Genomic DNA, 24493 nt, shown 5'->3' with positions numbered 1-24493 from the left:
ACAGAGTTCAAACGAGAAAGGTCCACGATCACCGTGACCCACGAACTACTCACGATCGGGCGCATCAGCGTTGATATCTACCCGAACGACATCGGGGTGGATCTGGAGGATGTCACGTCCTTCGGAAAGTACCTTGGTGGATCCCCGTCCAATGTGGCTGTCGCCGCTGCCCGGCATGGCCGCCGGACCGGAGTGATCACCCGCACCGGCGATGACGCCTTCGGCAACTATCTGCACCGCGAACTGCGTAAGTTCAGCGTGGACGATTCCTTCGTCACAGCGGTGAAGGAATGGCCCACTCCGGTCACCTTCTGCGCCATCAAGCCGCCGGAAGACTTCCCGCTCTACTTCTACCGTTTCCCCACCGCGCCGGACCTGCAGATCAAGGCCGAAGAACTGGACCTCGAGGCTATCCGGGACGCCGGAATCTTCTGGTCCACCGTGACCGGCCTCTGCCAGGAGCCGAGCCGCGAGGCGCACCTCAAGGCCCATGAAGCGCGGCCCCGCACCGGCCTGAAGCAGGGGCAGTACACCATCCTGGACCTCGACTACCGCCCCATGTTCTGGGCCTCCGAAGAGGAAGCCCGCGCCCAGGTTGCCAAGATCCTCCCGCATGTCACCGTCGCTATCGGGAATGACAAAGAGTGCGCGGTCGCTGTCGGTGAAGGCACTCCCGACGAGCAGGCAGACCGGCTCCTGGCCGCCGGTGTGGAAATCGCCGTCGTCAAACTCGGCCCCGAAGGCGTGATGGCCAAGACCCGCACCGAGCGTGTTGTGTCCGCCCCCGTCCCGGTGGAGACCGTCAACGGCCTGGGCGCCGGCGATTCCTTCGGCGGAGCCTTCTGCCACGGCCTGCTGTCCGGCTGGCCGCTGGCCGAGGTCCTGGATTTCGCCAATGCGGCAGGTGCCCTCGTGGCGTCCCGCCTCTCCTGCGCCGATGCCATGCCGACGCCGGAAGAGGTCACCTCGCTGCTGGCCGAGCGCGGCCGTATGTCTCCGGGCCAGTTTCGTCCCGGCCACTATGCCCCCGAAGGAGCAGCACTGTGACTCGCGACCCCGCCTCCTCAACAACGACGCCGTCAACCACCACGGTGGATGACGATCCCCGCCGCTACGCGCACCTGGGCACCATCCGCCTGGAGGACCCGGACGCAATCGCGCGGGCGGCGAAGGCCCGCCGCCGCCATCCCGGCCCCAAGTACGGCCGGCAGAACTTCATCGTGGCAGCCGACCACCCGGCCCGCGGCGCCCTCGCCGTGGGAAACGATCCCATGGCCATGGCGGACCGCCGTCAACTGCTGGACCGTCTCCAGATTGCGCTGGCCAATCCGCTCGTTGACGGCATCCTGGCCTCTCCGGACATCATGGACGATCTCCTCCTGCTGGGCGCGCTCGACGGGAAGCTGGTCTTCGGTTCGATGAACCGCGGCGGGCTCTCCGGCCTGGTCAACGAGTTCGATGACCGCTTCACCGGCCACACGGCCGCCGCGCTGGAAGCGCTGGGCGCCGACGGCGGCAAGATGCTCACCCGCATCTGCCTCGGGGACCCGGACACGGTGTCCACGCTCGAAGCCACAGCGAAGGCCATCGATTCGCTTGCCGAGCGAAAGCTGATCGCCATGGTGGAGCCCTTCCTCTCCGTCCGTGAACACGGCAAGGTCCGCAACGACCTCTCCACCAACGCCGTGATCAAGTCCATCGCCATCGCCGAAGGCCTTGGCTCCACGAGCGCCTACACCTGGATGAAGCTGCCGGTGGTGGCCGACATGGAGCGCGTCATGGCGGCCACCACCATGCCCACCGTGCTGCTGGGCGGGGACCCGGATAGCACCCAGGACGAGGTCTTCGCCAGCTGGGAGGCCGCTTTGGCCCTCCCCGGCGTCCAGGGCCTCACCGTGGGCCGGACCCTCCTGTATCCGCCGGACGGCGACGTCGCCGGCGCCGTGGCGACCGCCGCCTCCCTCCTGAACCGCACGCCCGCCCGTAACCGCACCGCAGAAGCATCGGAGTGACCCATGTCAACACGCAGAATGACGGTCGCGCAGGCCGTCGTGGAGTACCTGTCCAGGCAGTACACCGTTGACCGGGTCGGCGGCCAGGATTACCGCGAACGGCTGATTCCGGGCACGTTCGGCATCTTCGGCCACGGCAACGTCGCCGGCGTCGGCCAGGCCCTCAAGCAGTACCAGGCCGCTGATCCCACGATCATGCCGTACTACCAGGGCCGCAACGAACAGGCCCAGGTCCACCAGGCCGTGGGCTACGCGCGCCACACCCGCCGGCGGCAGACCTTCGCCATCAGCACCTCGATCGGGCCGGGCTCGACCAACCTGCTCACCGGCGCGGCACTGGCGACGACCAACCGGCTGCCCGTGCTGCTGCTGCCCAGCGACACGTTCGCCACCCGCGCCGCGGACCCCGTGCTGCAGCAGCTGGAACGCCCGGACGCCTACGACGTGACCGTCAACGATGCGTTCCGGCCGCTGTCGAAATTCTTTGACCGGGTCTCCCGCCCGGAGCAGCTGTTCTCCGCCTTCCATCACGGACTGCGGGTATTGACGGATCCGGCGGAGACCGGCGCCGTGACCATCTCGCTGCCGCAGGACGTGCAGGCCGAGGCTTTCGACGTGCCGGAGGAGTTCCTCGCCGAGCGTGAGTGGCGGATCCGCCGTCCGGACGCGGACGATGAGGACATCCGCCGGGCCGCCGAGGCCATCCGCGCCGCCAAGCGGCCGCTGATCATCGCCGGCGGCGGCGTCCTCTACGCCTACGCCAACGAGGAACTCGCCCGGTTCGTGGAACTGACCGGCATCCCGGTCGGCAACACCCAGGCCGGCGTCGGCGTCCTGCCCTGGGACCACCCCTTCTCCCTCGGTGCCATCGGTTCCACCGGCACGACGGCGGCCAACACCATTGCGGCGGAAGCGGACCTGATCATCGGCATCGGCACGCGCTACGAGGACTTCACCACCGCGTCACGGACGGCGTTCCAGAACCCGGACGTGAAGTTCATCAACATCAACGTCGCGCCGATCGACGCGTACAAGCACGGCACGTCCCTGCCGATCGTCGCCGACGCACGCAAGGCCCTCATCAAGCTGAACCAGGCCCTCGGCGGTTACCGCATCGGCGCGGACCTGGAACAGGCCATCGCGGCCGCGAAGACCCGCTGGGACGCCACGGTCGATGAGGCCTTCGACACCCGCTTCACGCCGCTGCCCGCCCAGAACGAGATCATCGGCGCCACGAACCGCGCCATGGACGCCCACGACGTCGTCATCTGCGCCGCGGGCTCACTCCCCGGCGACCTCCACAAGATGTGGCGCGTCCGGGACGCGTTCGGCTACCACGTCGAATACGCGTACTCCTGCATGGGCTACGAGATCCCCGGCGGCCTCGGCGTCAAGCGCGCAGCACTGGCAGAAGCCGCCGCCGGCGGCACGAACCGCGACGTCGTCGTCATGGTGGGGGATGGCTCCTACCTGATGATGCACACCGAACTGGTCACCGCCGTCGCCGAACGGATCAAGCTGATCGTCGTCCTGATCCAGAACCACGGCTACGCCTCCATCGGCTCCCTCTCCGAATCCCTCGGCTCGCAGCGCTTCGGCACCCAGTACCGTGCCCTCGACGAGGAGCACCACAGCTTCGACGAGGGCGAGCGGCTCCCCGTGGACCTGGCGCTGAACGCCGAAAGCCTCGGCGTGAAGGTCCTCCGGATCGAACCGGGGGAGAAGGTCATCGCCGAACTCGAAGAGGCCATCCGCGACGCCAAAGCGGCCCCCGAAAACGGCGGCCCGATCCTGATCCACGTTGAATCCGATCCGCTGCTGGACGCCCCCGGCTCCGAGTCCTGGTGGGACGTTCCGGTGTCCCAGATCTCGGAACTCGAATCTACCCGGCGGGCCTTCAAGACCTACACCGACCACAAGAACCGCCAGCGCAAGCTGCTGGGCTGAATCCCTTCAGAAGCTGAACCCCTTCAGTAACAGACCAAGGAAGTCCATTATTATGTCGACGACGACCACCACCAAGACCATCCACCACTTCATCAACGGCGCCGAGACCGCCGGCGAGGGCACCCGCACCCAGCCCGTGTACAACCCCGCCACCGGCGCCGTCTCCGCAGAGCTGCGGCTGGCCAACCGCGCGGACCTGGACGCCACCGTGGCCGCCGCCCGCGCCGCCGCCGACAGCTGGGGCGACATCTCCCTCGCCAAGCGCACCGCCGTGCTGTTCAAGTTCCGCGAACTCGTGGCCGCCCACGTGGACGAGCTTGCCGAGCTGATCACCGCCGAGCACGGCAAGGTCCTCTCCGACGCGAAGGGCGAGATCGGCCGCGGCCTTGAGGTCATCGAGTTCGCCTGCGGCATCCCGACACTGCTCAAGGGCGACTACTCCGACCAGGTCTCCACCGGGATCGACGTCTTCTCCTTCCGCGAGCCCCTCGGCGTCGTTGCCGGCATCACCCCGTTCAACTTCCCGGTCATGGTGCCGCTGTGGATGGCGCCGATGGCCATCGCCACGGGCAACGCCTTCATCCTCAAGCCCTCCGAGCGCGATCCGTCCGCCTCCATGCTGCTGGCCAGGCTGTGGAAGCAGGCCGGCCTGCCCGACGGCGTGTTCCAGGTCCTGCATGGCGACAAGGAAACCGTGGAGGGCCTCCTGACCCACCCGGACGTCGACGGCATCTCCTTCGTCGGCTCCACCCCGATCGCCAAGTACGTGCACGAGACAGCCACGGCGCACGGCAAGCGTGTCCAGGCACTGGGCGGGGCGAAGAACCACGCGATCATCATGCCCGACGCCGACCTCGACAGCGCCGCGGACCACCTGGCCGCCGCCGCCTTCGGTTCTGCCGGTGAACGCTGCATGGCCATTTCCGTTGCTGTCGCCGTCGGCGACGCCGCCGAACTGCTGGTCAAGAAGGTCGAGGAGCGTGCCCTGGCCGTCAAGGTCGGCAACGGTACCGAGCCCGACGCCGAAATGGGTCCGGTCATCACGCCGGCCTCCAAGGAGCGGATCATCCGGATCGTCACCGAAGCCGAGCAGGCCGGTGCCGCCATGGTGGTGGACGGCCGCGACCTGGTGGTCCCGGGCCATGAGGACGGCTTCTGGGTGGGCCCCACCGTCCTGGACCACGTCAAGGCGGAGATGACCGCCTACACCGAGGAAATCTTCGGGCCCGTCCTGGTGGTGGTCCGTGTGGAGGACCTGGACGCCGGCATCGCGCTGATCAACTCCAACCCCTACGGCAACGGCACCGCCATCTTCACCTCCTCCGGCGCCAACGCCCGCAAGTTCCAGCGCTCCGTCACGGTGGGCATGATCGGCATCAACGTGCCGCTGCCCGTCCCCGTGGCCTACCACTCCTTCGGCGGCTGGAAGGCATCAATGTTCGGCGACAAGCACATGTACGGCCCGGAAGGCGTCTCCTTCTACACCCGCGGCAAGGTGGTCACGTCCCGCTGGCCCGAACCCACCCACGCCTCGGGTGCCTCCTACAACTTCCCGTCGCACGCCGACGACAGCCACGCCGTGCGCCACGACGGGATCGCCGAGGGTCTCCCCGACGAGCTGGCTGGTGGAGAGGATGCGGTTCCCGGACGCGCCGATGACGACACTGAAGGACGCGGGCGGCGGGACTGAACGACCCGTACGGACCGGAAGGCGTCTCCTTCTACACCCATGGCAAGGTCGTCACCTCACGCTGCCGAACCCACCCACGCCTCCGGCGCCTCGTACAACTTCCCCTCCAACTGACCACTCGCCCCGCGAGGAACGACTCGAGAAAGACAACGCTGACATGACTGAAGTAGAGAACAAGCTGATCATCGGCACCGCGCCGGACTCCTGGGGCGTCTGGTTCGCGGATGACCCCAAGCAGACCCCGTGGGAGCGGTTCCTCGACGAGGTGGCCGAATCCGGCTACAAGTGGATCGAGCTCGGCCCCTATGGTTACCTCCCCACGGACCCTGCCCGCTTGGCCGAGGAACTGAAGCAGCGCGATCTGAGGATCACCGCCGGCACCGTGTTCACCGCGTTCCACCGTGGCGTGGACGAGTGGGAATCGGCCTGGGAGCCGGCCCGCAAGGTTGCAGAACTCACCGCGGCCATGGGCGGGGAACACATCGTGGTCATCCCGGCCATGTGGCGCGATGACGTCACCGGCGAAGCCGTCGAGAGCGGCGAACTCTCCGAGAAGGCGTGGACCGACCTGTTCGCGGGCCACAACCGCCTGGGCCAGACGCTGCTGGAGGACTTCGGCCTGAAGCAGCAGTTCCACTCCCACGCCGATTCCCATGTCGGCGCACAGGAGGACATCGAAACCCTGCTCGCGGCCACCGACCCCAAGCACCTCAACCTGTGCCTGGACACCGGCCACGCCGAGTACTGCGGGGCCTCCAGCCTTGAGCTGATCAAGAAATACCCGGACCGGATCGGCTACCTGCACCTGAAGCAGATCAACCCGGACATCCTCAGGCAAGTCAACGAGGAAAACATGACCTGGGCCGCCGCCAACCTGGCCGGCGTCATGACCGAACCGCCCAACGGCCTGCCGGACCTTCGCGCGGTCATCGAAGCCGTGGAGGCCCTGAACCGGCCCATCTTCGGCATCGTGGAGCAGGACATGTACCCCGTAGCCTTCGACGTCCCCATGCCGATCGCCAAGCGCACCCGCAACTACCTGCTCTCCTGCGGCTCCCGCACCGCCGTCAACTAGACGCAGCCAACTAACCCTCCTGAACCCAAAGGAAAGAACAATGACTGAAACCCTTCGCGTAGCTGTCATCGGCGCCGGCCGTATGGGCGCAGACCACATCCAGCGGCTCAACACCCGCATTCACGGCGCGGAAGTCGCCGCCGTCGTCGACGTCGACCTCGCCCGTGCCCAGGCAGCCATCGAAGGCATCCCGGGCGCAGTCGCCCTGGCCGATGCCGAAGAAGCCCTCAACAACGGCGACGTCAACGCCGTCCTGATCGCCACCCCCGGCTTCCTGCACGAGGACATCCTGCTCACGGCGATCGCCAAGGACATCCCGATCCTTTGTGAGAAGCCGCTGACCCCGGATGCGGAGTCCGCCTGGAAGATCGTCCAGGCAGAGGAACAGCTGGGCCACAAGCGCATCCAGGTGGGCTTCATGCGCCGCTTCGACGCCGAATACGCCGCCCTGGGAAAAATCATCCGCGACTCCGAACTCGGCGAGCTGCTCATGCTGCACCACCAGCACCGCAACCCCAGCACCCCGGCCGGCTTCACCAACGAGATGCTGATCAACGATTCCGTGGTGCATGAATTCGACGCGATCCGCTTCTTCACGGGCGAGGAAATCACCAGCGTCCAGGTCCGTCTGGGCAAGGCCACCCGGAACGCCCCGGCCGGCCAGCACGACCCGCAGCACGTCCTGATCGAGACCGAGTCCGGCGTCCTGGCCGATGTCGAGATCTACGTCAACGCCAAGTTCGGCTACGAAGTCGGCACCCAAGCCTCCTTCGAAGACGGCATCGTCAGCATCGGCGGGGACAAGGGACCCTACACCCGCAGCGCCGGCCGCTGGGGCGGCACCGTCACCCCCGGCTTCGAGGAGCGCTTCGGCGCCGCGTACGACGTCGAAATCCAGTCCTGGGTGGACGCTGCACGCCGCGGCGAAATCGGCGGCCCCACCGCCTGGGACGGCTACGCCACCGCCGCCTGCTGCGAAGCCGGCGTGGAAGCGCAGAAGAACGGCGAAAAGGTCGCCGTGAAGCTGAACGCCAAGCCCGCCCTGTACAGCTGAGGAACGACGGGAGGGGTGGACTTGGCCGCCCCTCCCGTTTGTCCGCCTGACCCACAATGGAGTGAAACACGTGAAAATTGCCCTCGATCCCACACCGTTCCACCACACCCACGGCCTGCTGGAATTCCCCAGGGTGGTGGCGGACCTTGGCTACAAGTACATGCAGCTGACCCCTCATGCGGACTTCATCCCGTTCTACAATCACCCTAAAGCCGACGATGAACTGGTGGGCCAGCTGAAGAAGGCCAGCAAAGACGCCGGGATCGAGATCGCCTCCGTGCTGCCGGTACTGCGCTGGTCGGGCCCGGACGAGGACGCCCGGGAGGCCGCCGTCCGCTACTGGAAGCGTGCCATCCAGATCACGGTGGACCTGGGCGTCGGGCAGATTAATACCGAGTTCAGCGGCCGTCCCGAGCGGGCGGAGGAATCCGAGCGGGCCTTCTACCGCTCCCTGGAGGAGCTGCTTCCGATCATCGAACGCGAGGGTCTGCATGTGGCCATAGACCCGCATCCGGACGACTTCGTCGAGCAGGGCCTGGCGGCCCTGCGCGTGATCCGTGGCGTCAATTCGCCGAACATCGGAATGGTCTACGTGGCCTCACACACCTTCCACATGCAGGACGACCCGTCGGCCATCATGCAGGCGGCGGGAGACCGGCTTCGTGTGGTCCACGTGTCAGACACGATGAACCACCACGCCTCCCACGGCCTCCGCTACATCACCAATCCGCCCGGCAATGCCGCGCGCGTCCACCAGCATTTGAAGCTCGGGGACGGTGACGTGAACTGGGACGAGTTCTTCGGCGGCCTGTCCGAAAACGGGTTCCTTGGCCGGGACGACTCGGTGATGGTCTCCAGCGTTTTTGCCGAGGACGACACCGCCCGGGAGGTATCCCGATACCAGCTGAACACCATCAAGGAATACGTCTCAAGCGTCCAATAGCGGCTGAGCTCTTCAACCACCTAAGGAACCATGACGAATTTACCCCTCCTGGAGACCGCGGCTCCAGCCCCAAAAACCGCGGCGAACCCCAAGAATTTCATGCGCCGCGTGGCGCTCTTCTCCACCTTCGGTGGCCTTCTGTTCGGCTATGACACCGGTGTCATCAATGGCGCCCTGCCGTTCATGCAACGGGATCTCGGCCTGACACCGCTCACCGAAGGCCTGGTCACCTCAACGCTCCTGTTCGGGGCAGCGTTCGGCGCCATCAGTGCCGGCAGGCTGTCCGACCGGTTCGGACGCCGCAAGACCATCATGGGCCTGGCCGTGATCTTTGCCTTTGCCACCATCGCCTGTTCATTCGCACCCAGCACGGAGTTGCTCATCGCGGCGCGTACGGTGCTGGGCCTTGCGGTGGGCGGTGCGTCCGTGATTGTCCCCGTCTACCTTGCCGAAATGTCACCGGCTGCCCAGCGCGGGCGGATCGTCACGCAGAACGAGCTCATGATTGTCGCCGGCCAGTTCCTGGCCTTTACGTTCAACGCCGTGCTGGGAAATGTCTTCCCGGAGTCGATGCACGTGTGGCGCTGGATGCTGGTCATTGCCACGCTTCCGGCCGTTATTCTCTGGTTCGGCATGCTGGTGCTGCCCGAGAGCCCGCGCTGGCTGGCCTCGGCCGGCCGGTTCGGCGAAGTCCTGGCCGTGCTAGGCAGTACCCGCGCAGCCGGCGAGGTCTCAGCCGAGTTCGACGAAGTGCGGCAGGCTGCCCGTGAGGACTACCAATCGAAACTGGGAACCTTCAAGGACCTGACCGTCCCGTGGATCCGGCGCATTTTTGTGGTTGGGCTGGGTATGGCGGTGATCAACCAGATCAGCGGCGTCAACGCCATCATGTACTACGGCACCACCATTCTGTCCTCATCCGGTTTCGGCGATCAGGGGGCGCTGCTGGCGAATGTGCTTAATGGCATCACCTCTGTGGTGGCCGTGATCGCGGGCATGTACCTGATGACCAGGGTTCCGCGTAAATCCATGCTGATCTTCGGCCTGAGCGGCACCGCGACGTCACTGCTCGCCATTGCCATCATTTCCCTTGCCGTCCCGGAAGGGCTCCTTCGCGCCTACCTGGTGCTGCTCTTTATGGTGACCTTCCTGGCTTCCATGCAGGCGTGCATCGGCACGGTGACGTGGCTGACCATGTCCGAGATCTTCCCGCTCCACGTGCGCGGCGTGGCCATGGGGATCTGCGTGTTTGTGCTGTGGATGATCAATTTCCTGATCGGGTTCTTCTTCCCTCAGATGGTTTCGTGGATCGGAATCTCCGCAACGTTCACGATCTTTGTTGTTCTCCAGGCCTGTGCCATCGTCTGGGTCAAGCGGGTGGTCCCCGAAACCAAGGGCAAGAGCCTTGAAGAGTTGGAACACCATTTCAAGGCAGCGGCCGGAGTCAAGGCCGCAGTTTAGGCGGACTCCGCCGGCACGGTAAGTGCGGGAAAGGCTCCCGGTCAGTGAACCGGGAGCCTTTTTTGATGTCCTTCGGGAATGCGCTGCTGCACTAGACGCCGGCGTGCAGCCGGGGGAGCGCGTCGACCAGCGGCGCCAGTTCCGGCACCTCCCGGGCTTCGGCCAGGGCGCGTTCCAGCGTGGCGTCGTGGATGGGGCGGACCTCTTCCAACAGCTTGATTCCGCTGGGGGTGAGCTCGGTGTAGATCCCGCGGCGGTCGTCAGCGCACAGGATCCGGGTCAGGAGGCCGCGGTCCTCGAGCCGGTTGACCAGCCGCGTGGTGGCGCTGGCGCTCAGCGCCGTGGCGCGGGCCAGCTGCTGCATCCGCATGTGCCAGCCGTCCTGGCGGCTCAGCGCATCCAGCACGGTGTACTCCACCACGGACAGCTGAGCCTCCGCCTGCAACGAGCGCTCCAGCTCCGACTCGATCAGCCCGTGCAAGGCCGCCAGCGTCCGCCAGCCTTGCGCCCGGACTTCGACGGCGTCGTCCTTGATGCCCATCAGTTCTTCCCTTCATCAGCCTGCTCCGCCGCAAAAAGCGGACACTCCACATAATAGTTGCTTGCGCGCTGTACCTGCTTGTGCAACAATAAATAACGCGTCTGCAACTAATAGCTTACGCCTCGCAGTACTTTCCGTACAGTTTTGAAGGAGCTCTTCCATGCCTATTGGCCTGATAGCACTCGCCCTCGGCGGGTTCGGGATCGGACTCACCGAGTTCGTCATCATGGGCCTGCTGCCCGAGGTGGCCTCCGACTTCCAGGTCAGCGAGGCCACGGCCGGCTGGCTGATCTCCGGCTACGCCCTCGCCGTCGTCGTGGGGGCGCTGCTCCTCACCGCGGCCGTGACGCGCTTCGAGCGCAAGCCGGTGCTGGCCGTGCTGATGGTGCTGTTCATCGCCGGCAACCTCGTCTCGGCGCTCGCGCCGGACTACTGGACGATGATGGCCGGCCGGATCATCGCGGCGCTGGCGCACGGCGCGTTCTTCGGCATCGGCGCGGTGGTGGCGGCCAGCATGGTGGCTCCCAGCAAAAAGGCCGGCGCCATCGCCATCATGTTCACGGGGCTGACGGCAGCCAACGTGCTGGGTGTCCCGTTCGGCACCATGCTGGGCCAGGCCGCGGGCTGGCGTTCGACGTTCTGGGCGATCACCGCTATCGGCGTCCTGGCATTGGCCGGCATCCTCGCCCTGGTGCCCACAACGGGCTCGGGCGACACGGGCTCCGGTGCCTCTGCCGGTGCCTCTGCCTCTGGCAGACTCCGCGGTGAGCTCCGCGCCTTCCGGTCCGGCCAGGTCTGGCTGTCCATCCTGGTCACCATTCTCGGCTATGGCGGCATGTTCGGCGCCTTCACCTACATCGCGTTCACGCTCACCGAGGTCACCGGATTCGCCGCGTCCACCGTGCCGTGGCTGCTGATCCTCTTCGGCGTCGGACTCTTCATCGGCAACACCGTCGGCGGCAAGGCCGCGGACAAGAACGTGGACCGCACCCTGCTCGTGGTTCTCGCCGCCCTCGTGGTGGTGCTCGTGGTCTTCGCGCTGACCTCCAGCAACCAGCCGATGACCGTCGCCTCCTTGGTGCTGCTGGGCGGGTCCGGGTTCGGCACCGTTCCCGGGCTGCAGATGCGCGTCATGAAGTACGCCAACAGCGCGCCCACCCTGGCCTCCGGCGCCAATATCGGTGCCTTCAATGCGGGCAACGCCCTCGGCGCCTGGATGGGCGGCGTGACCATCACCGCCGGACTCGGTTACACCTCGCCGATCTGGGCCGGTGCAGGCATCACCCTGCTGGGCCTTGGCGTGATGGCGTTCGCAGCCGCTCACGCCAAGCGGAACGACGCCGGACGCACCGAAGGTCCCCGACCCACCGACGCCGGCACGGCTGACAGCCAGCAGGACAGCACCGAACTGCAGCCGGCCTGACTGATGCGGTCGGACCGCCTCGGGACTAGGACCCCTGGCTGCCGAACGGCAGCCGGGGGTCCACGTCCTGTCCCGCCCAGCTCTGCCGGACCCAGCCGTGGTGCGGGTCATCGCTGATTAGCCAGTCGCGGACACGGCCGGGCCCGGCCATGACGTTGAGGTAGTACATGTCGTAGCCGGGTGCCGCCATCGCCGGTCCGTGCCAGCCATAGGGGACCAGGACAACGTCACCGGTGCGTACCTCGGCCGAGACATCGATGGGGCGCTCGTCGGAGGCATAGACCCGCTGGTACCCGATGGCATCCGGGTCCGGCCCGGGGCCCGCAGCCGTGTCTGCCATGGTGGTCACCCGGGTTTCGAAGTAGTAGATCTCCTCCAGGCGGGTCTCGCCGTCTTTTTCTTCGTCGTGCTTGTGCGGCGGATAGGAGGACCAGTTTCCGGCAGGAGTGAGCACTTCGCACACGATGAACCGGTCGGCCTCGAGGGCAGCCGGTGTTCCGAAGTTGTGGACCTGGCGGGAGCAGTTCCCGGCGCCGCGCAATTCAACGGGGGTCTCCGCGGCGGTGACCAGCCGCGTGGGGTACGAAACCTTGGCCGGAGCGGTGGCAATTGCCACCCTCCCGCCGTCGGACGAGCTGACGGTGACGGCCTTGCCCGTGCCGGAGTAGAGCACATCAGTGGGGCCGCTGAACACGCTGGTCCGGCCTGCGAGCGGGAACTCCTGGCCATCAACTGTCGCCGTGAAGGCTCCGCTGAGCGGGATCACTATCCGTTCCTCGCCGGTTGCGGGGAGTTCGACGGCGGCTCCGGGAGCCAGTGTCGCCACCTTCAGCCCAGTGTGTGCCCACCCTTTCACCTCGAGTATGGAGTCTGCCGTCCCTAGCGAAACGTCCCAGCAGCCTTCGGCTGCAGTTCCCAGCGGATATACCCAGTCGGCCATGGATTTACTCTCTTTCGGTCGGTATGTGCAGCGCTTTGCCGTGGCGATTAGCGCTGGACCAATGTCATTTCAAAACTGTAGGAGTCCGCGCGGTAGACGTGATGCCCGGTCTCCACCATGCGTCCTGTGTCATCCACTGCGGTGCGCTCCATGGTCACCAGCGCTGAGCCCGGCTTTGTTTCGAGCAAGGGTGCCTGGTAGTCGTTGGCCACCATGGCGCCAATGCGCTGGGAGGCCAGCCGGAAGTTGACCCCGCCGTTGCGCAGGATTCCGTAGAGGCCCTGGGATCCCAGCAGGGCTTCGTCAATGGTGGTGATGTCATCACGGACCCAGTTCTCCATCAGGGCCAACGGTTTGCCTCCCACCTTCCGTAGCCTGGTGAAGTGGTAGACCCTGGCCCCCGCCGGCAGATGCAGGGCTTCCCGGGTGGGGGCATCAGCCTCAATATGGGAAAAGCTCAGCACCTCGGTGGTGGGGTTGCTGCCATTGTTGCTGAGGTCGTCAAAAAGGCTGGAGAGTTCCAGGGGGCGGCGGACCTGGCTGGAAACCACCTGGGTGCCCACCCCGCGTTTGCGGACCAGCAGTCCCGAGCGGACCAGTTCGTCCATGGCTTTGCGCATGGTGGGCCGGGAAAGGTTGAGCTGGGCGGCAAGGTCGATTTCGTTCTCCAGCCGACTGCCGGGTGCCAGGATCCCGGCGTGGATGGCAGCTTCAATGCCCTGCACCACCTGGTGATAGAGGGGCACGGGCGAAGAGCGATCAATACTGAGATTAAGTTGATTCGCCATTGAGCTCTCCCTTGGTGCAGCGGGGCTCCTGCGTCCAGGGTGCCCGAGTAAGGCAGATGCATGTTCGCTTGATAGGACATACTGCCGTTTTACAGATAATAGCAGGGCCAGACAGTGCATCAAAGGCCCTGCCTCCGTACCTCCGGCCTCGGTCTTGAGATTTCCTCCAGCCGAATCAAGTAAAAACATCCTCATGTCAGGACAAACTATTGACAACTGTGAGCAGAGTCACGAAGATCGGTGTAGACGGAATACGGACTGATGCAATGTGGCACCAGGCGTAGGTCGGAATCAAAGGAGATTTATCGTGACCAAGTTCTCATGGCGGAAGGCGGCCCTCGTAGCCGCCGTTGTGCCCATGGTGGCCCTGAGCGCGTGTTCCAGCACCGGCGGCAAGCCCGCCGACTCAGGCAACGCAGCAGGTGGCGGCCAGGCAGTCAGCACCCCGCGGCTCAAAGTCGCACTCATCACCCACGCAGCACCGGGCGACACGTTCTGGGACATCGTCCGAAAGGGCGCCCAGGAGGCGGCCGCGAAGGACAATGTTGAGCTGCTCTACACCTCGGATCCCGAAGGCGGGCGCCAGGCGCAGCTGATCCAGCAGGCGGTGGACCAGAAGGTCGACGGCATCGCAGTCACGCTGGCGAAGCCGGACGCGCTGAAGGACGCCCTGAAGAAGGCAACCGACGCCGGAATCCCGGTTGTCAGCCTCAACGCCGGCGAGTCCGTGTCCGCACAGCTGGGCGCGTTCACGCACTTCGGATCCAATGAAAAACTGGCAGGTGCTGCTGTGGGAGAGAAGCTCGCCTCACTGGGCCTCAAGCATCCCATCTGCGTTATCCAGGAACAGGGCCACGTGGGCTTGGAAGCGCGGTGCGCCGGCGTCAAGGATAAAGTGCCTGCCACCGAAATCCTGTACGTCACCGGCACTGATATGACCCAGGTTTCGTCCACCGTGACAGCCAAACTGCAGGCAACAGCCGACGCTGATGCCATCATCGGTCTGGGCGCCCCCTACACACTGACCATCCTCAAGGCCGTCGCATCGGCCAACAGCAAGGTCAAGGTGGCCTCCTTCGATATGAACGCCGAACTGGCGCAGAAAATCGTGGACGGCGACGTCATCTTCACCGTGGACCAGCAGCCGTGGCTCCAGGGCTACAGCGCCGTTGATGCCATCTGGCAGACCAAGCGCGGCGGGTTCAAAATCGGCGGCGGGCAGCCCGTGCTGACCGGACCCACCATTGTTGACAAGGCAGCGGCAACAGATGCTCTCAAGTTCGCCCAGCAGGGCGTCCGCTAAGCAGTTTTTTCAGCCTGGCCCGGGCATGTCCCGGGCCAGGCGCTAAGGAGAATGACCATGACCCAAACACTCACCAAGCCCCTGGCCGGCGATGAACGCGTGGGAACGCGCAACCCGCTCCAGAAACTGCTGGGCCGCCCCGAAGTCGGCGCGCTCGTTGGCGCGATCGTGCTGTTCGTCTTTTTCGCCATTGTTTCGCAGACCTTCATCCAGCCGAACGCCTTCGCCACCGTGCTCTACGGCAGTTCCACCATCGGCATCATGGCGGTGGGTGTTTCGCTGCTGATGATCGGCGGCGAGTTCGACCTCTCCACCGGTGTGGCAGTGATCAGCTCGGCCCTGACAGCCTCCCTTTTCAGCTGGTACTTCACCACCAACGTCTGGGTGGGGGTGCTGCTGGCACTGGCGGTCTCGCTGACGATCGGCTTCATCAACGGCTGGATCCTGATCAAGACCAAACTGCCCAGCTTCATCGTGACGCTGGCAAGTTTCCTGATGCTGACGGGCCTGAACCTTGGCCTGACCCGCCTGATCGGCGGCTCGGTCTCCTCGCCGTCGATTTCCACCATGGACGGCTTCAAATCGGCGCAGGCCGTTTTCGCCTCCTCGGTCAACATCGGCGGCGTTGAAGTCAAAAACACCGTGTTCACCTGGATCATCCTGGTGGCCATGGCCTCGTGGGTCCTGCTCCGGACCAAGGTGGGGAACTGGATCTTCGCGGCGGGCGGCGACGCCAACGCTGCCCGGGCCGTGGGCGTTCCGGTGACCAAGACCAAGATCGGGCTGTTCATGGCCGTCGGTTTCTGCGGCTGGATCCTGGGCATGCACAACCTGTTCGCGTTCGATGCCGTGCAGTCCGGTGAAGGCGTGGGCAACGAATTCCTCTACATCATCGCCGCCGTTATCGGTGGCTGCCTGCTCACCGGCGGCTACGGCTCGGCGGTGGGAGGGGCGATCGGCGCCTTCATCTTCGGCATGGCCAACAAGGGCATCGTCTACGCCCAGTGGAACCCGGACTGGTTCAAGTTCTTCCTGGGCCTGATGCTGCTGCTGGCCACCATCGTGAACCTGATCGTCAAGCGCCGCGCAGAACTCAAGTAAGGGGCTGAACACCATGAACTCCAAACACATAGACCAGCAAACGCTGCTCAAGGATGAAAAAGACCCGCTGACCCACACACCCGTCCACCTGCTCTCCCTGGACCAGGTGGGCAAGCACTACGGCAACATCATCGCGCTGAGCGATGTGACCCTGGCGGTGGACAACGGCCGGGTGACCTGCGTCCTGGGCGACAACGGTGCCGGCAAGTCCACGCTGATCAAGATCATCGCCGGCCTGCACCAGCATGATGCAGGCGTCTTCAAGATCCTGGGCGAGGAGCGGAAACTCAACAGCCCCCGCGAGGCGCTGGATTCCGGCATTGCCACGGTTTATCAGGACCTTGCCGTCGTCCCCCTGATGCCGATCTGGCGCAATTTCTTCCTTGGCTCGGAAATCACTGTTGGCTGGGGCCCGTTCAAGCGCATGGATGTCCAGGCGATGAAGGACATCACCAAAAAGGAACTGGCCGACATGGGCATTGACCTGCGCGATGTTGAACAGCCGATCGGCCAGCTGTCCGGCGGCGAGCGCCAGTGTGTGGCCATCGCCCGTGCCGTGCACTTCGGCGCCAAGGTCCTGATTCTGGACGAACCCACCGCCGCTCTCGGAGTGAAGCAGTCCGGCGTGGTGCTCCGTTATATCCTGCAGGCCCGCGACCGCGGGCTCGGCGTCGTCTTCATCACGCACAACCCGCACCACGCCTTCCCCGTCGGTGACCGGTTCCTGCTGCTCAAGCGCGGCAAATCGATCGGCTACTACGAGAAAAAGGACATCACCATCGAAGAACTGACGGCGCAGATGGCCGGCGGCGCCGAACTGGCAGAACTCGCCCACGAGCTCGAAGAGCTCGGCGGCCATACCGACGTGGTCGAAGCAGTAAAGGCGGAAGTGGCCGGCACAAGCGGCCACCTCCCCGGTTAGTGCATGTCCCGGAAACCCCCGGCTGATGGCCAACGCCACCGGCCGGGATTTTCCATTGCGCCGGCGATTCACCGAATCCCTCCAGGCACACACCTGCCAGGTGATTGCCGCCGTCGCGTCTCGCTCGCTGAAGCGTTCGCGGGCCTTGCCGACACCGCCCCAACCCTGACGCGGGGCCGGATCTTCAACATGCCCGGCGGATTCAGCGTCCGCTTTGCGGACGGCAGGGAGATTCGCTACGACGAGCCGGCAGGGGCCGCGGTGGTGCCGCCGATTTCCAGGAACGGAGGCACCAGCACGTGTTCGGCCGCGCCGCCGTCCAGCCGGGCGGCGGCCGCGCGGACGGCAGCCGCCGCCAGCTCCGGACCATTTTGGCCGATCGAGGTCAGGTTGATGTGCTCAAGCCGTGCCAGCCGGGAGTTGTCGTAACCCACCACGGAGATGTCCCTCGGGACGCTTACCCCGGCCTTGCCGAGCACATCCAGCACGCCCAGCGCGCAGCGATCGTTGAAGACGACGACGGCGCTGGGCCGTGCGGCGCCGCCGGGCCGTCCGGCCGCGTCCAGCAGCTCGCGGGCGGCCCGGGAGCCGTCGGCCTCGGTGGTGCCGCCCGTGAAGACCGAGGCGCCCGCAGCGAGTCCGGTATCCGCCATGTGGCTGAGGTAGGACTGGCGGCGTGCGGCGGACCCGACGGCGGGACCGCCGTCGATATGGGCTATCCGGGAGTGCCCCAGCCCGCGAAGGTGGTCCATCGCGAGCCTGATTCCCGCGTCCTCGTCGCTGGAGACACTGCCGGCCGCGTCGCCGCGAACCGGGCGGAGCATGGAAATCACCGGAAGTGGCAGTTGCGCAAGCCCTTCCGCCGGCGTCGAGGGGGCGATCAGGACCAGGGCCTCGGCGCCAAGGTCCAGCAGGGATTCAACGGCCCGCTGCTCGCTGCGCCGCGGACCCGCCGCGCTCAGGGTCACGCCGTAGCCGGCCGCCTCACCGGCCTCGTAGAGTAACTCAACGAGCTCGGCATGGTAGGGCTCGGTCACGTTGAAAACCACGCCAAGCAGGCGGGAACGGGTGCTGCGCAGCAGCCTGGCCCGCGTATCCGGACGGTAGCCGAGTTCCCGGGCGGTATTGAGGACCCTCTCTCGTGTGGCCAGGCTGGCGCCGGCCGCCCCACGGATCACGATCGAAACCAGCGCCTTTGAGACCCCAGCGGCCGCCGCGACGTCCGCCATGGTGGGTCGGGGGCTCGCTGTCATGGGGTCTCCTGAGTCGTGCGGAAAGTACTTGCCCCAGTCTACTAGATCGATCTAGATTTTCCGCCGATGCTGTGCAAAACTGATGAGCAGCACATCTTCTAGATCGATCTAGATGATTTCAGCACGAGGAAAGGACGGGCCCATGGCCTACATCGAAAACCAGGCAGGGACACCCGCACGAGGCATCCGGCTGGGACTCATCGGCGCCGGCTGGATGGGGGCATTCCACGGGGAAAGCATTGTCCGGCGCATTCCCGGAGCCGTCCTTGAGGCCATCGCCGACCCAGCGCTGGACGCGGCCGTGGAGCTGGGCGGCCGGCTGGGCGTCGCGAAGGTCACGGCCGATGCGGCGGATCTGCTGGCCGACCCGGAGATCGACGGGGTCATCATCGCCAGCCCGGCCCGGTTCCACTCCGCACTGATCACCCAGGCGGCGCGCGCCGGAAAGCATGTCTTCTGTGAAAAGCCGGCCGGACTGACTCTCGCCGAACTGGACGCTGCCCTGCTCGAGGTGGACCGTGCCGGGGTGCACTTCCAGATCGGCTTCAACCGCCGTTACGCCCCTGATTTTGCTGCCGCGAAGCGTGACCTTGCCGCCGGCGTGGCCGGGCAGCCACAGCTCCTGCGCTCGCTGACCAGGGACCCTGGCACCGGCAGTATCGGCCACGCTGCCCGGATACCTGCGTGGACCATCTTCCTCGAAACGCTGATCCATGACTTCGACACCCTGAACTGGTTCAACGAGGGCGCCGAGCCGGTGGAAGTCTACGCCGTGGCCGATGCCCTGGTGGAGCCAGATTTCAAGGAACACGGATTACTGGACACCGCCGTTGTGACCATCCGCTACAGCAACGGTGCGCTGGCAGTCGCGGAGGCGAACTTCAGTGCGCTCTACGGCTACGACGTCCGAGGCGAGGTGTTCGGGTCCAAGGGCATGGTCCAGGCGGGGCAGAGCACCGCGACCTCGGCCCGCCGGTACACCGCGGACGGAGTTTCCGCCGACACGCCGCGGCTGAATGTTGAACTTTTCCGCCAGGCCTACACTGATGAACTGGCCGACTTTGCTGACAATGTCCGGGCACGGCGCGACGGCGGGACGGCGCCGCAGGCCGGGTTCACGCTGACCCCAGGTGCCGCCGACGCCCGCCGGGCCTTGGCGATGGCGCTGGCCTGCATCGAGTCGGTCAAACTTGGTGCGCCTGTGGCTCTACCCGGAGCTCTTCTGACGGCAGCGACGAAGGCCGGCAACTGATGCGGCTCGCGGTCTGCGCCGAAATGGTGTTCACGGAGCTGCCGTTCATCGAACGGGTCCGGCGCATCCACAACGCCGGATTCGACGTCGAACTCTGGGACTCGCGCACCAAGGACATCCCGTCGCTTAAGGCCACCGGTGCGGTGTTCTCCTCGATGACGGGGTACAGCGCCGGCAGCGTGGTGGACCCGGCGACGGCCGATGACGTGGTCAGGACAGCCGCACTGCTCATACCCACGGCTGTGGAACTGGGCATCAGCCGGATGGTGGTGCATTCGGCGGAACTGGTCGATGGCGCAGCCGCCCGCCCTGTCTTCCGCTCAACGGGCAGGATGTGGACCACCGGTGTGCGCACCCTGCAACGACTGGGGGACCTTGGCGAGAAGCATGGGGTGACATTCTGCCTCGAGAATCTCAACACCATTCTTGATCATCCCGGGATTCCGCTGGCGCGGGCCAAGGACACCCTTGCCCTCGTGGAGGCAGCCGGGCACCCGAACGTCAAGCTGATGCTCGACCTTTACCATGCCCAGCTGGGTGAAGGAAACCTGATCGGGCTGGTCCAGGCGGCCCTGCCACACATCGGTGAAATCCAGGTGGCAGATGTGCCGGGCCGCTGCGAACCCGGCACGGGGGAGATCAACTACAGAGCCATTGCCGGCGCACTTGCCGATGCGGGCTATGAGGGGACCGTAGGCATGGAAGCGTGGGCAAGCAACGACAGCGACGACGCCCTGGCCGCCTTCCGCGATGCGTTCACCCTTCAGCGCTGAACCTGGCGGATCACCCACCCGGGGCGGCTGGCGGATCACCCACCCGGGGCGGCTGTGCTGCCCCGGGCCTGCAGCGTAGGTGGCAGTAGTTCGTCGTGAGGAAGGGCGGAGTCCGGTTCCAGTCTTGCCATCAGCAGTTCCGCCGCACGCTGGCCGGCTGCGAAGCTGGCCGTGTCCACCGAAGTGAGACTGATCCTGCGAAGCCTGGCCAGCGGGGTGTTGTCGTAACCGGCAACGGAGAGATCCGCAGGCACCGAGAGCCCGCGTTCCTCCGCCGCCGACATGACTCCCAGGGCAGCCATGTCGTTGACGGCGAAGACGGCGGTTGGCCTGTCCGCTCCGCTCAACAATTCAAGCCCGGCGCTGTGGCCGGCTTCTTCGGTGAGATCGCCGGGGATCGTCCGGATGAATTCCGCCAGGCCGGCGGCCGTCATCTCGGCTGCGTAACCCCGCTGCCGGGCGGCCCCGACAGCGGTGTCGGGCGCTCCCACATGCGCGATGTTCCGGTGGCCCAGCAACGCCAGATGCGCCACCACGAGGCGGGCTCCGGCGTCGTCGTCGTTGGTCACGACGGTCACGTTTGCGGCGGGACCCGACGGCGCGCCCAGCACCACGGTTGGTACCTGTGCGGCCGCAACGGCAAGGCCCGGGCTGTCCGGCATGGTCCCCACCAGGACCAGTCCTTCGATGTTCATTTCGAGCAGTTTCTTGAGCAGCGACTCGCCGCTGCGGCTGTCCAGCCGGAAGTCTCCCATAACCATCTGCAGGCCGTGTTCGTTGAGCCGGCCGTTGAGTCCCTCCACCGCGCTGACAAACCAGGGATTCCGCATGTCATTAAGGACTACTCCTACGGTCCGGCTCCGGGATTCGCTGAGCGCCCGGGCGGCGGCGTTCGGTCGGTAGCGGAGCTCAACCACGGCCCGTGCCACCGCTGTCCTCTTGGCTTCGCTGACATACCCGGTGCCGCGCAGCACCAGGGAGACGACCGACTTTGACACTCCGGCTGCGGAGGCCACGTCGAGTATGGTGGCGGCGCGCTTTCGCACGGGATCTGACACGGCATCCTCCAGCTAGTGGTGCAGTTTGTTAATACAAAGTCTTGACTCGAAACGGTGACCTCCCATACTCTAGCAAGCAGATGTTGGAGCGTTCCAATATTGCCAGCTTTCCAGTTCATTGCCCGGGGTCCGGGCCCGGCATTTTTGCAAAGGAACACCATGAAGGATGTAACTCTCGGTCTGGTCGGGGTGGGGCGCATTGGCGTCATGCACGCCAACAACATCTTGGCTCTGAACGATGTGCTGAACCCGCAGGGGATCAATGTCCGGCTCAAGCTGACCGACGTTGCCGCCGATCATGCCCGGAGCGTGGCGGCCACGATCGGCGCCGAGTTCCTGGCATCGGTGGAGGAGCTGATTGCGTCCGGCGTGGACGGGCTGGTCATAGCCACCGGCACGGGCACGCATCCGGATCTGATCAGGACGGGCGTGGACGCCGGCATTCCGGTCTTCTGCGAAAAGCCTGTGGCCATGAATGTTGCGGACTCCACGCCGGTGCTGGACTATATCCGGGACCACGGCGGAACCGTGCAGATCGGCCACCAGCGCCGCTTCGACGCCGGGTACATCGAGGCTAAACGCTCCTTTGAAGCCGGGGAACTGGGCTGGATCCATTCACTGCGCGCCATCACCTGCGACATGACACCCCCGCCCGTGGAGTTCCTGGCGGGCTCCGGCGGGCTGTTCCGGGACTGCTCGGTGCACGATTTCGACATCCTGCGCTGGCTGACCGGCCGCGAAATCGTGGAGGTCTATGCCAGGGGCTCCAACAACGGCGATCCCGCCATCGGGGAAGTGGGGGACGTGGACACGGCGCTGGCCCTGGTGACGTTCGACGACGGCACGCTGGGCACCGTCAGCGCCTCGCGCTACAACGGGGCCGGTCACGACGTCCGCCTGGAGATCCAGGGTTCGGCCGGCTCGCTCCTCGTGGGGCTCGATGAGAAGTCCGCCCTTGCATCGGCCGAAGCCGGCGTTATATTCCCGTCCGGGGAGTCCCACAAGACCTTCGCGGAGCGCTTCGACCAGGCCTACCGCTCCGAGCTGGCGGCCTTCGTGGAGCTGATCCTGGGCGAGCGGGACAACCCGTGCACACCGGAGGACGCGGTGGCAGCCTCCCGGATTGCCGACGCAGCCCAGGAATCACTGGAAACCGGGCTGCCGGTCAGGGTTGCCCTGGCAGCCCGGAACCAGGGGAGCCGCAGCTAGCCCTGCTTCCTGACCCGGCACACTTCGACAAAGGCCCGGAAGGGCGCCAGCCGCTCCTCGGCGGGCAGTTCCAGAGCCTCGGGATGCCATTGGACGGACGCCACCCAGCGCTCCGGATCCTCCAGCGCCTCGATGGTGCCGTCCTCCGCCACGGCCGTGACCAACAGGTCCTCGGCCACCCGGGCCACGGCCTGGTGGTGGCCGGATGCGATCTTCACGGTGACGCCGTCGCTGTTCCCGTAGAGGGCCGCCACCTTGGTGCCGGGCTGCACCCGGACTTCATGCCATGCCCACGGGCCCGCGCCGTGGACCGGGGACGGCTCGTTGTGCACCACCGATCCAGCCGCCATGTCCTGGGTCAGGGTGCCGCCGTACAGCACATTCAGCAGCTGGTGCCCCCGGCAGATGCCGAGCACCGGCAGGCCGGCGTCGACCGAACCCCGCGCGACGGCCAGGTCCAGGACATCCTGCGCGGGGTTCACGTCGTAGCACACCGCGCTTTGTTCCTCGCCGTAAAGGCGGGGGTCCAGGTCGCCGCCGCCCGGAAGGACGACGCCGTCGAGCGCCTTGAGCTCCGCGTCCGCCGGTTCTCCGGCAGTCGGGGCCGCGGTGAGCAGCACCGGTTCGCCGCCGGCCTCGCGCACCAGTTCCACGATGTAGTCGAAGAGGTCATTGGCCTCGGCCACCCTGGGATCGGGGTCGGAGGAGCTGCTGAGGCGGACGGGAATGCCGATGCGGGGCCGGCTGCCGAGGGGATGGCGGGAAGTCTGCATGACTTATTCTGCAACAGAATCCGAGGGCTAGGATGGCCGGATGGACAACAGATATCCCGTGTCCCGCGGACGCTGTGTCCCATCCGGCTACAGATCCTTCCGGCACGCGGCCCGGCCCAGCGCCTGCAGGCCGTTCAGGTCCCCGGCAGCCAGGCCGTCCGGGGCGCCGATCTCCGGGTACATGAGCTGGCTCGGGTCGTCGACATGCTCGAGCCCCATCACGTGGCCCAGTTCGTGCAGGATCACGGCCGTGGCGTAGGCGGCCCCGTCCGGCCGGCGGAGCTCCTCGGTGATCTGCGGGGAATCGAGTTCCAGGCTGCCGGTGACGAAGCTCTTGGGGCCGTCACCGAAGCTGAAGTGGGTGCTGCCGCCGGTGCCGATCACCGGGCCTTTGAGCTGCGGAGCCTGCTCCGGGGTCGTCCACGCGATCAGCAAGGGTGCCCAGCGGTCGCCGTAGGCATCCTTCTGGTACGGGGACCGGGACTGGGCCGGCGCCTCGGCGGTGGCGCCGTCGTCGATGAACGTGATGCCGGTGGCCCGGGATACCGTCGTGATCGCGTTTTCCACGAGCCGTCCGGCGCCCGCGGGCGCCAGCCCGGCATTGACCACGTAGTGCAGCGGCCGGCAGGGGGAGTAGCCCACCGGCGAGCCGTCCTCGTTCGTCGCGAGGAACTTGTAGGAGTTGCTGACGGCGGCGGGTTTCCGCGGCGTCCCCAGCGGCTCGTCCTGTTCTTCGAGCCCGGGCGGGGGAGCATCCGTGCGGGATCCCGCCGCGGTGCCGCCGGGCACACGGCCGCCCTGCCCGGCAGATGCCTGTCCCGCCTGGCCCGACGCCGTCGGCCGGCCGTCGGGCCCGGTCCCGCGGTGGACCTCGAAGAGCCCCCCGAAACGGGGGTCCCCGTAGACGACGCCGGCCGCGAGGAAGGCGGCGCCGGCGATCAGGACCGCCGCCACCAGATTGCGGACAATGCGCAG

Annotated in this window: 21 protein-coding genes and 1 pseudogene; 15 read left to right on the top strand and 7 right to left on the bottom strand. The window is 66.1% G+C overall.

Annotation, left to right across the window (positions count from 1 at the left end; all coding sequences use genetic code 11):
• Positions 1-33: 33 nt before the first annotated feature.
• The 8 genes and pseudogenes from iolC (at position 34) to ACQCSZ_RS15620 (ending at position 10182) form a co-directional block, all read left to right on the top strand.
• Complete coding sequence (gene iolC, locus ACQCSZ_RS15655; RefSeq protein ID WP_427004648.1) at positions 34-1047, top strand: 5-dehydro-2-deoxygluconokinase; 1014 nt, start codon at positions 34-36, stop codon at positions 1045-1047.
• Positions 1044-2012, top strand: a complete 969-nt coding sequence (locus ACQCSZ_RS15650) for a Cgl0159 family (beta/alpha)8-fold protein (RefSeq protein WP_427004647.1) — start codon at positions 1044-1046, stop codon at positions 2010-2012. The genes iolC and ACQCSZ_RS15650 overlap by 4 nt, the downstream gene beginning before the upstream one ends.
• Positions 2013-2030: 18 nt before the next feature.
• Entirely contained in the window at positions 2031-3959 is a 1929-nt protein-coding gene (iolD, locus tag ACQCSZ_RS15645) for a 3D-(3,5/4)-trihydroxycyclohexane-1,2-dione acylhydrolase (decyclizing) (protein ID WP_427008363.1), read from the top strand.
• A gap of 52 nt (positions 3960-4011) precedes the next feature.
• Positions 4012-5520, top strand: a pseudogene (locus ACQCSZ_RS15640) (CoA-acylating methylmalonate-semialdehyde dehydrogenase); the annotation flags it as partial.
• Between the two features lie 286 nt (positions 5521-5806).
• A complete protein-coding gene (locus ACQCSZ_RS15635) occupies positions 5807-6724 on the top strand; it encodes a sugar phosphate isomerase/epimerase family protein (protein ID WP_427004646.1) in 918 nt (305 codons plus the stop codon).
• A gap of 40 nt (positions 6725-6764) precedes the next feature.
• Positions 6765-7778 (top strand): Gfo/Idh/MocA family protein, encoded by a 1014-nt coding sequence (locus ACQCSZ_RS15630; protein WP_427004645.1) that lies wholly within the window; start codon positions 6765-6767, stop codon positions 7776-7778.
• 70 nt (positions 7779-7848) lie between these two features.
• Positions 7849-8721, top strand: a complete 873-nt coding sequence (locus ACQCSZ_RS15625; RefSeq protein WP_427004644.1) for a sugar phosphate isomerase/epimerase family protein — start codon at positions 7849-7851, stop codon at positions 8719-8721.
• A gap of 30 nt (positions 8722-8751) precedes the next feature.
• Positions 8752-10182, top strand: a complete 1431-nt coding sequence (locus tag ACQCSZ_RS15620) for a sugar porter family MFS transporter (RefSeq protein WP_427004643.1) — start codon at positions 8752-8754, stop codon at positions 10180-10182.
• A gap of 91 nt (positions 10183-10273) precedes the next feature.
• Here ACQCSZ_RS15620 and ACQCSZ_RS15615 read toward each other — a convergent pair whose 3' ends face one another.
• Positions 10274-10723: a MarR family winged helix-turn-helix transcriptional regulator gene (locus ACQCSZ_RS15615; RefSeq protein ID WP_427004642.1), complete on the bottom strand. Its 450-nt coding sequence runs from the start codon at positions 10721-10723 to the stop codon at positions 10274-10276.
• A gap of 160 nt (positions 10724-10883) precedes the next feature.
• Between ACQCSZ_RS15615 and ACQCSZ_RS15610 the strand changes: the two genes are divergently transcribed.
• Positions 10884-12146 (top strand): MFS transporter, encoded by a 1263-nt coding sequence (locus ACQCSZ_RS15610; protein ID WP_427004641.1) that lies wholly within the window; start codon positions 10884-10886, stop codon positions 12144-12146.
• Between the two features lie 25 nt (positions 12147-12171).
• Here the strand turns inward: ACQCSZ_RS15610 and iolB are convergent, their stop codons facing one another.
• Positions 12172-13086 carry a 5-deoxy-glucuronate isomerase gene (gene iolB, locus ACQCSZ_RS15605; protein WP_427004640.1) on the bottom strand — a complete coding sequence of 305 codons (915 nt, stop codon included), beginning with the start codon at positions 13084-13086 and terminating at the stop codon, positions 12172-12174.
• Positions 13087-13133: 47 nt separating this feature from the next.
• Entirely contained in the window at positions 13134-13874 is a 741-nt protein-coding gene (locus ACQCSZ_RS15600; protein ID WP_427004639.1) for a GntR family transcriptional regulator, read from the bottom strand.
• 307 nt (positions 13875-14181) lie between these two features.
• Between ACQCSZ_RS15600 and ACQCSZ_RS15595 the strand changes: the two genes are divergently transcribed.
• Genes ACQCSZ_RS15595 through ACQCSZ_RS15585 form a run of 3 tightly spaced genes read left to right on the top strand, consistent with a single transcriptional unit; the run spans position 14182 to position 17200 of the window.
• Positions 14182-15177, top strand: a complete 996-nt coding sequence (locus ACQCSZ_RS15595) for a substrate-binding domain-containing protein (protein WP_427004638.1) — start codon at positions 14182-14184, stop codon at positions 15175-15177.
• 51 nt (positions 15178-15228) lie between these two features.
• Positions 15229-16278, top strand: a complete 1050-nt coding sequence (locus ACQCSZ_RS15590) for an ABC transporter permease (protein WP_427004637.1) — start codon at positions 15229-15231, stop codon at positions 16276-16278.
• A 13-nt stretch (positions 16279-16291) separates the two neighbouring features.
• Positions 16292-17200, top strand: a complete 909-nt coding sequence (locus ACQCSZ_RS15585; RefSeq protein ID WP_427004636.1) for an ATP-binding cassette domain-containing protein — start codon at positions 16292-16294, stop codon at positions 17198-17200.
• Positions 17201-17436: 236 nt separating this feature from the next.
• Here the strand turns inward: ACQCSZ_RS15585 and ACQCSZ_RS15580 are convergent, their stop codons facing one another.
• The gene (locus ACQCSZ_RS15580; RefSeq protein WP_427004635.1) at positions 17437-18453 is read right to left on the bottom strand and encodes a LacI family DNA-binding transcriptional regulator; all 1017 of its coding nucleotides are present in this window, start codon (positions 18451-18453) and stop codon (positions 17437-17439) included.
• 142 nt (positions 18454-18595) lie between these two features.
• Between ACQCSZ_RS15580 and ACQCSZ_RS15575 the strand changes: the two genes are divergently transcribed.
• Both ACQCSZ_RS15575 and ACQCSZ_RS15570 read left to right on the top strand, forming a co-directional pair.
• The gene (locus tag ACQCSZ_RS15575; RefSeq protein WP_427004634.1) at positions 18596-19705 is read left to right on the top strand and encodes a Gfo/Idh/MocA family oxidoreductase; all 1110 of its coding nucleotides are present in this window, start codon (positions 18596-18598) and stop codon (positions 19703-19705) included.
• A complete protein-coding gene (locus ACQCSZ_RS15570) occupies positions 19705-20478 on the top strand; it encodes a TIM barrel protein (RefSeq protein ID WP_427004633.1) in 774 nt (257 codons plus the stop codon). The genes ACQCSZ_RS15575 and ACQCSZ_RS15570 overlap by 1 nt, the downstream gene beginning before the upstream one ends.
• Positions 20479-20513: 35 nt before the next feature.
• Here the strand turns inward: ACQCSZ_RS15570 and ACQCSZ_RS15565 are convergent, their stop codons facing one another.
• A complete protein-coding gene (locus tag ACQCSZ_RS15565) occupies positions 20514-21536 on the bottom strand; it encodes a LacI family DNA-binding transcriptional regulator (RefSeq protein ID WP_427004632.1) in 1023 nt (340 codons plus the stop codon).
• A gap of 159 nt (positions 21537-21695) precedes the next feature.
• Between ACQCSZ_RS15565 and ACQCSZ_RS15560 the strand changes: the two genes are divergently transcribed.
• Positions 21696-22745: a Gfo/Idh/MocA family protein gene (locus ACQCSZ_RS15560; RefSeq protein ID WP_427004631.1), complete on the top strand. Its 1050-nt coding sequence runs from the start codon at positions 21696-21698 to the stop codon at positions 22743-22745.
• On the opposite strand, the gene ACQCSZ_RS15555 is transcribed toward ACQCSZ_RS15560, so the two are convergent.
• Positions 22742-23518, bottom strand: a complete 777-nt coding sequence (locus ACQCSZ_RS15555; protein WP_427004630.1) for a gamma-glutamyl-gamma-aminobutyrate hydrolase family protein — start codon at positions 23516-23518, stop codon at positions 22742-22744. The genes ACQCSZ_RS15560 and ACQCSZ_RS15555 overlap by 4 nt on opposite strands.
• Positions 23519-23605: 87 nt before the next feature.
• Positions 23606-24472, bottom strand: a complete 867-nt coding sequence (locus ACQCSZ_RS15550) for a matrixin family metalloprotease (RefSeq protein WP_427004629.1) — start codon at positions 24470-24472, stop codon at positions 23606-23608.
• Positions 24473-24493: the final 21 nt, after the last annotated feature.

Origin of the sequence: Pseudarthrobacter sp. H2 (assembly GCF_050157045.1) — a bacterium.
Taxonomy (GTDB): domain Bacteria; phylum Actinomycetota; class Actinomycetes; order Actinomycetales; family Micrococcaceae; genus Arthrobacter.
Note: the sequence above shows the minus strand (reverse complement) of the source record. Positions and strands in the feature narration are given on the sequence as shown.

Coding starts and splice junctions, on each gene's coding strand:
- iolD (WP_427008363.1), top strand. CDS start 2,031: ATGACGGTCGCGCAGGCCGTCGTGGAGTACCTGTCCAGGCAGTACACC.
- ACQCSZ_RS15635 (WP_427004646.1), top strand. CDS start 5,807: ATGACTGAAGTAGAGAACAAGCTGATCATCGGCACCGCGCCGGACTCC.
- ACQCSZ_RS15630 (WP_427004645.1), top strand. CDS start 6,765: ATGACTGAAACCCTTCGCGTAGCTGTCATCGGCGCCGGCCGTATGGGC.
- ACQCSZ_RS15620 (WP_427004643.1), top strand. CDS start 8,752: ATGACGAATTTACCCCTCCTGGAGACCGCGGCTCCAGCCCCAAAAACC.
- ACQCSZ_RS15615 (WP_427004642.1), bottom strand. CDS start 10,723: ATGGGCATCAAGGACGACGCCGTCGAAGTCCGGGCGCAAGGCTGGCGG.
- ACQCSZ_RS15610 (WP_427004641.1), top strand. CDS start 10,884: ATGCCTATTGGCCTGATAGCACTCGCCCTCGGCGGGTTCGGGATCGGA.
- iolB (WP_427004640.1), bottom strand. CDS start 13,086: ATGGCCGACTGGGTATATCCGCTGGGAACTGCAGCCGAAGGCTGCTGG.
- ACQCSZ_RS15600 (WP_427004639.1), bottom strand. CDS start 13,874: ATGGCGAATCAACTTAATCTCAGTATTGATCGCTCTTCGCCCGTGCCC.
- ACQCSZ_RS15590 (WP_427004637.1), top strand. CDS start 15,229: ATGACCATGACCCAAACACTCACCAAGCCCCTGGCCGGCGATGAACGC.
- ACQCSZ_RS15585 (WP_427004636.1), top strand. CDS start 16,292: ATGAACTCCAAACACATAGACCAGCAAACGCTGCTCAAGGATGAAAAA.
- ACQCSZ_RS15580 (WP_427004635.1), bottom strand. CDS start 18,453: ATGACAGCGAGCCCCCGACCCACCATGGCGGACGTCGCGGCGGCCGCT.
- ACQCSZ_RS15575 (WP_427004634.1), top strand. CDS start 18,596: ATGGCCTACATCGAAAACCAGGCAGGGACACCCGCACGAGGCATCCGG.
- ACQCSZ_RS15570 (WP_427004633.1), top strand. CDS start 19,705: ATGCGGCTCGCGGTCTGCGCCGAAATGGTGTTCACGGAGCTGCCGTTC.
- ACQCSZ_RS15560 (WP_427004631.1), top strand. CDS start 21,696: ATGAAGGATGTAACTCTCGGTCTGGTCGGGGTGGGGCGCATTGGCGTC.
- ACQCSZ_RS15555 (WP_427004630.1), bottom strand. CDS start 23,518: ATGCAGACTTCCCGCCATCCCCTCGGCAGCCGGCCCCGCATCGGCATT.